The sequence below is a fragment of the Flagellimonas hadalis genome, assembly GCF_007785775.2.
Taxonomy (GTDB): domain Bacteria; phylum Bacteroidota; class Bacteroidia; order Flavobacteriales; family Flavobacteriaceae; genus Flagellimonas; species Flagellimonas hadalis.
In genome coordinates, this window is the sequence record NZ_VNIK02000011.1 from 65,888 (window position 1) to 78,244 (window position 12,357).

Annotated in this window: 11 protein-coding genes; 2 read left to right on the top strand and 9 right to left on the bottom strand. The window is 47.2% G+C overall.

Translation table 11 applies throughout. The annotated features are described in order from the left end of the window. Positions 1-209 precede the first annotated feature (209 nt). The 4 genes from FOT42_RS14490 to FOT42_RS14505 form a co-directional block, all read right to left on the bottom strand. A complete protein-coding gene (locus FOT42_RS14490; protein ID WP_151891253.1) occupies positions 210-758 on the bottom strand; it encodes a DUF6515 family protein in 549 nt (182 codons plus the stop codon). Positions 759-840: 82 nt separating this feature from the next. Further along, positions 841-2,712: a membrane protein insertase YidC gene (gene yidC, locus FOT42_RS14495; protein ID WP_151891254.1), complete on the bottom strand. Its 1,872-nt coding sequence runs from the start codon at positions 2,710-2,712 to the stop codon at positions 841-843. Positions 2,713-2,778: 66 nt separating this feature from the next. Next, positions 2,779-4,413 carry a CTP synthase gene (locus tag FOT42_RS14500; RefSeq protein WP_151891255.1) on the bottom strand — a complete coding sequence of 545 codons (1,635 nt, stop codon included), beginning with the start codon at positions 4,411-4,413 and terminating at the stop codon, positions 2,779-2,781. 49 nt (positions 4,414-4,462) lie between these two features. Beyond that, complete coding sequence (locus FOT42_RS14505; RefSeq protein WP_119619397.1) at positions 4,463-4,705, bottom strand: DUF3820 family protein; 243 nt, start codon at positions 4,703-4,705, stop codon at positions 4,463-4,465. A 46-nt stretch (positions 4,706-4,751) separates the two neighbouring features. Here FOT42_RS14505 and FOT42_RS14510 point away from each other — a divergent pair, with 46 nt between their 5' ends. Next, on the top strand, positions 4,752-5,615 hold the full coding sequence (locus FOT42_RS14510) for a hydroxypyruvate isomerase family protein (RefSeq protein ID WP_151891256.1): 864 nt from the start codon (positions 4,752-4,754) through the stop codon (positions 5,613-5,615). A gap of 22 nt (positions 5,616-5,637) precedes the next feature. Here FOT42_RS14510 and FOT42_RS14515 read toward each other — a convergent pair whose 3' ends face one another. From FOT42_RS14515 to guaA, 5 genes are all read right to left on the bottom strand, one after another. Next, positions 5,638-6,696, bottom strand: coding sequence for a family 20 glycosylhydrolase (locus FOT42_RS14515; protein WP_151891257.1), 1,059 nt, complete (start codon positions 6,694-6,696; stop codon positions 5,638-5,640). Between the two features lie 89 nt (positions 6,697-6,785). Continuing rightward, positions 6,786-7,328, bottom strand: coding sequence for a DUF922 domain-containing protein (locus tag FOT42_RS14520; protein WP_151891258.1), 543 nt, complete (start codon positions 7,326-7,328; stop codon positions 6,786-6,788). Further along, entirely contained in the window at positions 7,316-7,720 is a 405-nt protein-coding gene (locus FOT42_RS14525; RefSeq protein WP_151891259.1) for an OsmC family protein, read from the bottom strand. The genes FOT42_RS14520 and FOT42_RS14525 overlap by 13 nt, the downstream gene beginning before the upstream one ends. Further along, a complete protein-coding gene (locus FOT42_RS14530) occupies positions 7,698-9,842 on the bottom strand; it encodes a LysM peptidoglycan-binding domain-containing protein (RefSeq protein ID WP_151891260.1) in 2,145 nt (714 codons plus the stop codon). The genes FOT42_RS14525 and FOT42_RS14530 overlap by 23 nt, the downstream gene beginning before the upstream one ends. Beyond that, the gene (gene guaA / locus FOT42_RS14535; RefSeq protein ID WP_151891261.1) at positions 9,839-11,371 is read right to left on the bottom strand and encodes a glutamine-hydrolyzing GMP synthase; all 1,533 of its coding nucleotides are present in this window, start codon (positions 11,369-11,371) and stop codon (positions 9,839-9,841) included. The genes FOT42_RS14530 and guaA overlap by 4 nt, the downstream gene beginning before the upstream one ends. A gap of 202 nt (positions 11,372-11,573) precedes the next feature. Between guaA and pgmB the strand changes: the two genes are divergently transcribed. After that, on the top strand, positions 11,574-12,233 hold the full coding sequence (gene pgmB / locus FOT42_RS14540) for a beta-phosphoglucomutase (protein ID WP_151891262.1): 660 nt from the start codon (positions 11,574-11,576) through the stop codon (positions 12,231-12,233). The last annotated feature ends 124 nt before the right edge of the window (positions 12,234-12,357 follow it).

A 12,357-nucleotide genomic window follows, 5' to 3' on the forward strand; every position in this document is an offset into this window, starting at 1 on the left:
GGGCCTTTGTCCTTAAAAATTGCAGTTCATCGATGACACATCAAAAGGGGAAATCTTTACTACAAAAACCAATGGTTTGACAACTATTACTTTTTTTCCGCTTGAATATGACGCATCTTTGAAGTCCCAAATCTTTCCAAACTAAACCGAAATATGGAAAACTCCCCCAGAATTTTTTTGGGGGAGTTTTTTTTCAAAATGAACCCAAATTAATCTTCAGGCTCTTCTTCCAACACCTCTATGATTTCATAACCATTGTCCACTTCCTTGTAAATGGCTTGGTTCAATTCGTGCATGGTGATGCCATCAAAATCGATTTCCTCCGCATCTTTGGGCAACTCCTTCACCACGGCCCCAACAGGAGGGGCCACCACTTCGTATTCCCCGTTATCTTCCCAATAGAAAACACCGTCCGCATATTGATAGGGAACTCCCCGGACCACGATACGCACTGTTGCTGTGGGCAACACCCGTAACCTCAACCCCCTAACCGGAAATGTACGGACATACACGCCTTTGTGGCGAACAAAGTACATTCCACCGACGGGATAGTAGGTGACATTTCTGAACAATATAGGTCTGGTATTGGCCGGAAGTCGCCGTAATGTCCTTCTCACAACACGTCGATTGTGACGACGGACTTTTCTTCTGACAGTGCGCTGTTCCTGTGGGGTGCGCCTCACTTGAGCCTCCACATAATCCGTTGTTCCCAAAGCAAGGAACACAAAGAACAATAAGGTCAATCTTGGATTTTTCATATGGCTGAATTGATGGTTAACCCCAATTGGACATCGTTCGACATCATAGGTTTAATCGACCATCAAAAAATTCAGCCGAAAACTATCTTTTCCCTGTTTTCTTCTGTTCCTCGGCCTGTTCCATCATCTCACGCATCTTGCGCTGGAACCTGTTCTCTTTTTTGGGTTTCTTCTTGTTCTCTTGGATCTGTGCATGGATCTTGTCCTCGTCCAAAATGTAGTTCTTTATCGCCAACATGATAAAAATGGTGATCAGATTGGAAATGAAGTAATAGAGACTCAACCCACTGGCGTAGTTGTTGAAGAAGAACAACATCATAATGGGCGACAGGTACATGATGAACTTCATGTTGGGCATGCCAGGCTGTTGTTGCATCTGCATGCTTTGCCCTGTGGTCATCATCATATAGAAGAAAATGGCCACCGATGCCAAAATAGGGAACAAGCTCACGTGGTCCCCATAAAATGGGATGGTGAACGGTAGATTGAATATGACATCATAGGATGAAAGGTCTTCCGCCCACAAAAAGGGTTTCTGCCGCAAAGCGAAGGATGTGGGGAAGAACATGAATAGCGCATAGAAAATGGGCAACTGCAACAATGCCGGCACACAACCGCTCATGGGGCTCACCCCTGCCTTGTTGTAAAGCTTCATGGTCTCCTGCTGCTTTTTCATCGCATTGTCCTTGTACTTCTCGTTGATTTCGGTGATCTCAGGCTTCAAAACCTTCATCTTGGCCTGTGAGAGATAGGATTTATAGGTGACGGGCGACAATACCAACCGCACGATGATGGTCATCACGATAATGGCGATCCCAAAGGGAAGGAAAGAGCTCAGGAACCCATAGAAAGGGGTGAACACATAACGGTTGATCCATCCAAAGATTCCCCATCCGAAGGGAATGGAATCCGCAAGGCCCAATTCTTTATAATCGTCCAACACCTTCACATCGGTGGGACCGTAGTACCAGTGCATGTTCTGTGACAGTTCCCCTCCTTGCAGTTGCAATGGGGCCGTGGTGCTGTATTCCTTGGTGAAGCGGGTTTCCCTGCTCTCGTCCTCGACCAAGTTTTTGGAGCTCATTTGCGCGGTTTCAAAATGGATGTCCGTTGCCAAAATGGAACTGAAAAAATGCTGTCGGTACGAAAGCCATTTTACATCCACCTCGGTTTCTTCGTCCAGATCACTGCTCTCCGACAATTTGCTGATGTTGCCATCATCATGGTTATAGGTCAATCGGGTATAGCGGTTTTCATATTGCACGCTCTTGTTGTGGCGAATGCCCTTCATGTCCCATTCGAGGGTAATCGGTTTGCCACTGTTGATGACACCGTTCAGGCCTTGGGACCGTACCGTAAAACCCAAAAGGTATTCATCGGGTTTCATTTCGTAGCGATATTCCAAAAATTGGTTGTCGGCCACTTTGGCCTTCATGGAAAGCACCTGATTGTCCCCATTTTTTGAAAGCGTGGGTTCAAAGAAGAGGTCAGCGGTATTGAGTACCCTATTGTCCGACGTGGAAAAATTCAGGGCAAAATTGGCATTGCCTTCCTTCACCAAATACACGGGAACCGAATCAAAAGTGACAAAGTTCTTCATCCGGGCCTCGACAATCTGCCCACCTTTATTGGATACTTCGAGATAGAGCACCGCGTTCTCCAACTTGGTGGTCCCTTCGGATGCCTGTGTAAAGCCAAATGCCCCTACGGCACTTTTGTAATTGGCGACGGCAGTTGAATCATTGAGGTCAATGGCCTGCGCCTGTTTGATGGGTGCTGGATCATTTTTTGTTTCCTCTGCCGCCTTGGCAGCAGCCTCCACACGGGCCTGCTCCGCTTTTTGGGCCTCCAACTCTTCTGGGGTAGGCTGATTTTGGTAGAACATAAAAACAAGTATCCCAAAAATCAGCACAAATCCAATAATGGACTTGACATCCAGCTTCTTCTCTTCCATGAAAATTATTTAGTAGAACTCTATTATCGCTATTTCAGGTGGCAAATATATGTCCAAAACCGCAGTTTATGCCAAACTGGCATTCTTTTGTTTCTGCTTCTGGACCAATACGGCCTTTACAAAACCAACGAACAAGGGGTGTGGATTGGCCACGGTGCTTTTGTATTCTGGATGGTACTGCACCCCAATGAACCATGGATGGGACGGGATTTCCACCACTTCCACGAGCCCTGTCTTGGGGTTGAAACCAGAAGCCATCAAACCGGCTTCCTCCATTTGTTGCTTGTAGGCATTGTTGAATTCATATCGATGGCGGTGACGTTCTGCAATGTCAGCACTGCCATACACTTTTTCGACCAAACTGTTTTCTTTCAAATGACAGTCCCAGGCCCCCAAACGCATGGTCCCTCCCATATCGGTGATGGATTTCTGTTCTTCCATCAAACTGATGACGGGATATGCGGTGTCCTTGTCCATTTCCGTGGAATTGGCCTTGTCCATCCCAAGCACGTTGCGTGCAAATTCGATCACGGCCATTTGCATGCCCAGACAGATGCCCAGGAACGGCACATTGTTCTCGCGGGCGTATCGCACGGCCATCACTTTTCCTTCGATACCACGTTCGCCAAAACCGGGTGCGACCAGAATTCCGTCCAGTCCCATCAATTTTTTGTCGATGTTCTTGGCAGATAGGTGTTCCGAATGTATGGAACGCACCTCTACCTTCACTTCATTTGCGGCACCGGCATGTATAAAGGCCTCCAATATGGATTTATAGGAATCCTGAAGTTCCACATATTTTCCGATCAGACCTATGGTCACTTTATTTTTTGGGTTCTTGTGCCTTTCCAAAAACTCCTTCCATTGGTCCAGATTGGGTTCCGTGTTGTTGGGAAGGGCCAATTTTTCAAGCGTAACGGCATCCAGGCCTTCTTCCTGCATCATCAAGGGTACATCATAAATGGTGGATGCATCGATGGATTGGATCACCGCTTCTTTTTTCACATTGCAGAACAGGGCCAGTTTTTCCTTGATGTCCTCGGAAATTTCATGTTCTGTACGGCATACCAAAATATCGGCCTTGATACCGCTTTCCATCAATGTTTTTACGGAGTGCTGCGTAGGCTTGGTCTTCAGTTCGCCCGCGGCGGATAAAAAGGGTACCAATGTAAGGTGCACCACAATTCCGTTGTGCTCGCCCAATTCCCAGAGCAATTGCCGCACCGCTTCAATATAGGGTAAGGACTCGATATCGCCCACGGTTCCCCCGATTTCGGTGATGATGATGTCATAATCGCCACTTTTGCCCAAAATCTGGATACGCTCCTTGATCTCATTGGTGATATGGGGCACCACCTGAACGGTTTTGCCCAAAAATTCGCCACGGCGCTCCTTTTCAATGACACTTTGGTAGATCCTTCCCGTGGTGACATTGTTGGCCTGTGAAGTACGAACATTCAAAAAACGCTCGTAGTGGCCCAAATCCAAATCGGTTTCGGCCCCATCGTCGGTCACATAACATTCGCCATGCTCGTAGGGGTTCAGCGTTCCAGGATCCACATTGATGTAGGGATCCAATTTTTGTATGGTGGTCCGGTATCCCCTGGCCTGTAGGAGTTTGGCCAAGGATGCGGCGATGATTCCTTTCCCCAAAGATGAGGTAACGCCTCCCGTAACGAAAATGTACTTGGTCTGTGACATATTGCAACTTCTATTACGGGGCGTAAAGTTACAAATTGCTGCGCAGAAATCAGGGAGATTCCTTGGGAAATTGTTTCTGTAGTTTTCTGATGATGGGTTCCAGGTTGTTGTCCTTTATGGTGAGCATGGTGTTCAGGAAGTTGCCCAACTTCCCTTCGGGAAAGCCTTTTTGGCTGAACCACACCAGATAGGGCAAGGGCAGGTCCACCAGATAACGCCCCTTGTACTTACCGTAAGGCATCTTGTAATGTGCCAATTCCAAAAGCTGTTTTGTATCGGGCCGTATTTCCATTTGTAGGGCTAATGTACTATCTTTCGCTGAACAATCATTACCAATAATGAAACGTAGAAATTTTATAACCACAGCCGCTGTGGGTTCCGCAGGTTTGGCATCCGTGTCCGGCTTTGCACAGGATAAAGGGGCCCAGAAGGAGTTTAAACTGAAGCACAACATCAACCACAGCGTGTGCGAATGGTGTTTTAACGATATTCCCTTTGAAGAGTTTTTACAGACGCTGAACGAACTGGGTGTAAAGGCCATTGATTTGATAGGTCCAGATAGATGGCATATCTTGAAGAAATATGACATCCATTGCTCCATGTGCAATGGCGCGGAAATCAGCTTGACGGAGGGCTGGAACAACCCAAAATACCACGAGCAGCTCATCAAAAATTATACGGAAATGATCCCGAAGGTCGCCGAGGCGGGCTACACCAACCTCATCTGTTTTAGTGGCAACCGCAACGGCATGAACGATTATGTCGGTCTTCAAAACTGTGTGGACGGGCTTTCGCAGATCATGCCCTTGGCCGAAAAACATGGTGTGGTGATACAGATGGAGCTTTTTAATCAGCAAAACCACCCCGATTATATGTGCGATAGCTCTATTTGGGGCGTGGAACTCTGCAAGCACTTGGGCAGCGATAACTTTAAATTGTTGTTCGATATTTACCACATGCAGATCCAAGAAGGGGACATTATCCGCAGCATACAGAACTACCACCCCTATTTTGGGCACTACCACACCGCTGGGGTCCCTGGCCGTAATGAGATCGATGAGACCCAAGAACTGTATTATCCTGCCATCATCAAGGCCATCCATGAAACCGGGTTTAGCGGTTATGTGGCCCAAGAGTTCATTGCCACCTGGGACGACAAGATTGCTGCGTTAAAGGATGGGTTTATGAGGTGTGATATATAAAATGTAAGCTCTATATAACAGGCTATTTTTCAAACAATGCCTTAAACGTAGTGGCATCGTTTTCCTCTTCGGGGTTTTCTTCCTCGAACATTTTCAGAAAATTGGAAAAGCTGGTCCATGAGGTATGCAGCATGCCCCTGTAGCGGGGTTTCATGTCGGCGGTGGCGTTCTTTCGGAGAGTTTTGAGCATTTCTTGCTGTTCCAGGGCCACTTGGGGCTTTCGCCAAGAGCAGGTGGCCACATCAAATCCGTTCATGGCAAAATGGATGGCCGTAGGGTCAGGTCGTTCGTAGTGCCAATCGCAGATCATGACATCCTTGGGAATAAGGTCGATGGCGCGGTGGGTATTGTTCATACTGGCCTCCCACATCCCCAATCCAGTGGTCTTGCCATCGATCAAGCGGTCGCCCCAGATCCATAGCCGCTTATTGGTCTTGGCCAGATGGTTCCTGATCTTAGTGACCTCCCCTGCAAAAAGTTCCGCCTTGTCCCTTCCATTACATCGTGGGCAATTGGGCATGCCTATATAGAACACCTCGTCCATCCCCGCATGGAAGGCATCGGCCTTAAAGGCCGTTGTGATCTCGTCCACAAGATCAAAGACCACTTTGTGCACCTCGGGGTGAAGCGGGCAATAACTTTTGCAGTACAGTCCGTCGGCGTTGGGCCATTTGTATTCCTCTGGAATTTTCACTTCTGGTGTCTCATCAAACTCAGGATAGACCTCCAACAGTTTACCGATCTTATCGGCCCAGGATTGGTGCCCCAACAAATTGATCTGCGGAACCACCTGGATATTGTGTGACTGGCAAGCAACAACGATAGCGTCCACGTCCTTTTGAGTGAGCGGGTTTTCGCCGACCAACTCAGGGTGTGAAGTGTATTCAAAATTGTAATCGACACGCAGCACCAAGGTGTTGATTTTCCTCGGGGCCAGTTGCTCGTTGATGAATTTCACGAAAAGTCCCACGTTTTCCTTATCGGGAGCGGCAATGGCCAAGCCCCTCAACGGTAGATCGTCCTGTGCACGCAGCAACAAAACGGTAAAAAATAGGAAACAAAACAGTACGGTTCTTTTCATGACGGTTGATTTTGGTGTGTGCCATCAAGGCCCTACAAACATATCGATTTTGTCTGTCTTAGGGAAGTATATGATCTTGGTGGTTCGTCTTACCCCCTTTTTGACTGGTCTTTTAGCGCTTTGGCAATCTTTTGGTTCCACTCCAGTTGCTTTTCCCTGTTCCTGGAAAAATTGGTCTCCCAATCGTACTGATCCTGATAGTCATCAAGTTCTTGAAGAATATCGTTGTAGATTTTCCGTACCTCGGCCTTTACATCATCGGAAAATGAGGTGCGTTTTAGCCTATTGCGCATTTTTCGGGCAAAGAGCTCTGAAATGTCAAAATGGAGTTGTTCGTGGGCCAAGGTATTGTCGTTACAGAGTGTTGGCCTATACCAAGATTCGTTCGGGTAAAAATAGGCGGTCACCTCAAAATCGAGTCTCACTTCGTGGTGCAACAGATTTGCGGAATAGGTATAGCTGATACCACTGGCAGTTGTGGCCGCAGGAACGGCGGCAGGGGGCACTTTTCCTTTAAAATCGGCCCAAGTGAGCCGTATGTTTTCATCCCATGGAACACCCTCCTCAATTTCTTGTGCAGCTCCCAAAAAACCGAGAAAAAGCAAGCATCCGATGAAAACTATCTTACCCAATGAAAATCGATTACCCTTTCAATGTCTGGATGTAGGCTGTAGTGCACGGGGCATGTGTTTGCGGTGTGCACCAAAATCTTTCTGTTCTTTTCGGACACGTCTTTCGGCAGTTCAAACTTCACTTCGATTTTGGATATCCGTCTTGGGTTGGCGGCCATGTGCTTGGTCACTTCAGCAATGGAACCCGTCAAATCCACACCCAAATCCCTGGCCTTGATCCCCATCATGGTCATCATGCAATTGGCCAATCCGGTCGCCACGGTATCGGTCGGGGAAAAGGCCTCACCCTTGCCATTGTTGTCCACGGGGGCATCGGTGATGTACTCACTTCCTGACCTGACGTGGACACAAGTGGTCCGTAGGTCTCCGTTATAGGTTACTTTTGATGTCATCTGGATTTACTTCTTTGATCTGTAGGTCTTCATACATCATAATATAGCACGCCCGGTTGAAGTAGCCTGAGGTCCAATCGTTCAAATAATCAAAACTGTTGCCCGTGTACTCCGTTAGACCAATGATCTTGGAGGTTTCAAAAAGATTGTTCTTATGGGCCAGCTTCAACAGCACATCAAAAGTGACATCAAACCCACGCACCGCATATCGGTCGGGCTTCAATCCATTATAGCGTTTTTCATAGGCCGCGACAAAGGTGTCGTTGGCCGCTTCCCTATAAAATGAGGGGTAAGTGAACCTTAAGTTGGATAAATGGGTCATGGAAACTGCATCGTCCTCGAAGGCCCCATTATAGCTAGTGGTGAACATGCGCACTTTTGTCTTTTCCGTGTTGGCCGAGTTCAAAATGGAACTGACGCTGGACACCATATTGGGTTGATCCGTTTCCAAGAACACCCAATTTTCCTTGGTGTCGGAGAGTTTCACCAAAAACCTATCCAAATGGAGGGACTTGTTGTCAATGATTTTTGCAATCTGCGCCGCCGGAAATTTGGACAGAATGGAATCGTGCGCCACCTGATGGGTGGAGTCGGCCACAATGATCACATTCTCCCCCTTATGCATTTTTTTCATGTAGGCGAGCATTTTCTCCCTCAATACGGCATCGCGCGGCACGGAAAAGAAAACATTGCCATGGCTCAATTTGCTTTCTGAAGCAATCGGAGCGATCACCGGGATGTTCTTGGTGGCAGCTTGCACGGCAACCTCGTTCAAAGCCTCAGAGGACACTGGGCCAATGATGGCGTTCACCCCGTTCAGGTTTTCCCTGAAAAGTATCTCCTTGACCTTGGCCTGGCTCAGTTCGGTGTCGTATGTTTTCACATCGACAGAAACACCCAATTTCTTGATGGAATCCAAGGCTACCAGAGCTCCGGTGTAGAACCCAAGGCTAAGGGTAAGATCTCTTCGGCTCTTGATCATGCTTTCGGCCCTTTCCTTGTCATTCACATTTACACGGTCCAATCTGAAAGGCAGCATAAAGACCAATTTGGGCCTGTTCTTTACATCTATACTATCAATAAGGTTGATCTTGTCCAGGACCAATGCATTCTTCACTTCCAGTCCTTTTGCTTTTTCCTTCGGAAGTTTGAGTACCATGCCCGCTTTGAGGCCGTTTTCAAGATCGGGATTCAAACGGAAAAGTTCCTCCCTTGAAATTTTGAGGTTTTGGGTGATCCTGAAAATATTTTGCTTGGGCTTGACTTCGTAAAAGATGAAATTTTCAGTGTTCACGGCCCCCGATGTGTCCCTTTTTTTGGGCAAACGGATGACCATACCCTCCTTGAGGCCACCTTGCTTCATCACCTCTGGGTTCAGCTTGACAATGGAGTCTGAAGGAATCCCATATTCCCTGCCCAGACTATAGAGGGTCATTTTTGGGGGTACGGTATAGGATGTGAACAGGTTCACTTGTTGTTCCTTGAGGCTATCACCTTTGGGTCGGGGGAGTTTCAGTTCCTGCCCGGCCGCCAAATAGTTGCTGGTCTTGTCCAAATTAGGGTTCAAGAGCAAGAGACTGTCCACGGTAATGCCATACTTGTGGGCAATGCTCCATCTGGTTTCCTTGGGTTGGACGGTATAGGTCTCAAAATCGAGGTCCCTTTCCTCATCTGGATCCACTTTGGGAAACTTGGGGATCTGGAGCACCATTCCTTTTTTCAACTGCTCGGAATACAACTGGCGGTTATAGCGTTTGATCTGCTCTTCCGTGACCTTGTATTTTTGGGTAAGCCCGAACATGGTCTCTTTTCTCTTTACCCTGTGCCGTGTATAACCAATGGGCTTTATTTCTTCCTGTTCTTCCTGTTCCGGCTTTTTGTCCTCCACGGTAACGGCCCCGTTCAAGGGTATGATCAACATGGTGTTGACCTTCACATCGGAAGCACTTTTGATTTCTTTATTGGCCTGTAAAATGGAGTATGGGGTTACCCTATATTTTTGGGAAATGCTCTGTAGCGTTTCCCCTTCCTTTACGGCATGTGTGGCATAGTTCTGTGCGGAAACTGGGATTGCCGCCAAAAAGATGACCGCAATGAACAGTTGTAAGATGTTTTTTTTCATTCCCATTCTATAGTTGCAGGTGGTTTTGAGCTGATGTCATACACTACTCTATTAACGCCCTTGACCTTGTTTATTATATCATTAGAGGTCTTTTGAAGGAATTCATAGGGTAAATTCACCCAATCTGCTGTCATTCCATCGGTACTTTCAACGGCCCTGAGCGCTACACATTTCTCATAGGTACGCTCATCTCCCATGACCCCGACACTATCTACGGGCAAAAGCATGGCTCCGGCCTGCCAAACCTTGTCATAAAGTCCCCATTTTTTCAAACCTTCAATAAAAATGGCATCCACTTCTTGCAAAATGGCCACTTTTTCCGGGGTGATGTCCCCCAAGATGCGTATGCCCAATCCCGGTCCGGGAAATGGGTGACGTCCCAAAATGGATTCGGACATGCCCATGCTGGCCCCTACCCTTCGCACTTCATCCTTGAACAACATTTTCAAGGGCTCCACGATCTTCAGTTTCATATAATCCGGCAATCCACCGACATTGTGGTGGCTCTTGATGACGGCCGATGGTCCACCACTTGCCGAAACGGATTCAATCCTGTCCGGATAAATGGTGCCTTGCGCCAGCCATTTGGCATTTTCCACTTTGTGGGCCTCATCATCAAAAACTTCGATGAAGACCCTGCCAATGATCTTTCTTTTTCCCTCTGGATCGGATTCTCCCTTCAGCGCGTCCAAAAAACGTGCCGAAGCATCCACGCCCTTCACATTGAGCCCCATGTGCTTGTATTGGACCAACACATTTTCAAACTCATTCTTGCGCAAAAGGCCATTGTTCACAAAAATACAGTGCAAATGATCTCCGATCGCTTTGTGCAGCAGCATGGCCGCCACACTGGAATCTACCCCCCCGGATAGTCCCAAGATCACTTTATCCTGACCGATCTCTGCTTTTAATTCTTCAACGGTAGTCTCCACAAAGGCATCTGGGGTCCAGTCCTGTTTTAATCCGGCGATGTTCACCAGAAAGTTTTCGAGCAATTTTTTCCCGTCCGTTGTGTGGTAAACTTCAGGGTGAAATTGAATTCCGTAGGTGGTTTCGCCATCGATCTTGAAAGCCGCATTTTCCACATCGTGGGTGCTTGCCAAACGGATTCCACCTTCGGGAAGTTCCTTGATGGTATCGCTATGGCTCATCCACACTTGACTTCCTTGGTCCAACCCTTTCAAAAATTCCTCTTCATTTTTTACGAAGGACAAATTGGCCCTTCCATATTCCCTTGTCGCCGATGGGGCCACATTGCCCCCATGGAAGTGGGATAGGTATTGCGCCCCGTAACAAATGCCCAATAATGGCATTTTCCCTTTTATCCCAGAAAGATCGGGATGTGGTGCGGTTTCGGACCTAACGGAGGAAGGCGACCCCGAAAGGATCACGGCCTTGTATTCAGAAAGGTCTTTGGGCAATTTGTTGTATGGCTTTATTTCCGAGTATATGTTCAGTTCCCTGACGCGTCTTGCAATCAATTGGGTGTACTGGGAACCGAAATCCAAGATGAGTACGTTGTTATGCATGGGCAAAAATAGCAATTTGCTTTAGTTGAAAAAGTATGTTTTAAAGGATATTTATGACATCTTTTCAAAAAGGTGGCCCAACCCAATGGATACCAGCATGGCGCCCTTTGTCATTCCCCGCCAATGTAAGAACATAACCTTATGTAGTTTTTTTCTTAACAGTTTTCGTCATTTCTTTGCGTTTCCTAAAAAAGTAAAAAGCATGATCAAGGGATTCATCTTTGATTTGGACGGAGTGATCACCGATACTGCCGAGTTGCATTACGAAGCGTGGAAAAAACTTTCCGATGAAATGGGCTGGCACTTTGACCGTGAACTCAATGAGAAGCTCAGGGGAATTTCCCGAATGGATTCCATAAAGGTCATCATGGACCACAATCATGTTTCCCTTGCCGATGATGTGATCGTTGAGCTTGCCACCAAGAAAAATGACATTTATGTCAATAGCTTGGAGAGCATGACCCCCGACGATTATCTTCCCGGTGCCAAGGAATTGCTCACCCATTTGCGGCAGGAAGGATTCTTGGTCGCTTTGGGAAGTGCCAGCAAAAATGCCATCAAGGTGCTCCAACAGCTCAAAGCCATGCATTATTTTGATGTGATCGGGGACGGGAACAGTGTGGCGAAGAGCAAACCTGCCCCAGATATCTTTTTGTACGCTTCCGAAAAATTAAAATTGCAACCCAGCAACTGTGTGGTTTTCGAGGATGCCGAAAAAGGTATCGACGCTGCCATTGCAGGCGGATTCCACAGCGTTGGAATTGGTCCCGAAGAAAGGGTAGGACATGCCGAGCTGCGGTTTAACACCATGAAGGAAGCCACCTATTTTGAGGTCCGGTCCTTCTTTTCGGATTTTTTCTGATTCCTTTTTGAAAATGGATATAAAAGCGAAAAGCCCCGGGAACCACTCCGGAGCTTTTCAATAAAATCAAAACCAACCTAAACATATGAGTTAACCAACTCATAAATCTTTAAACTTTTCTTTT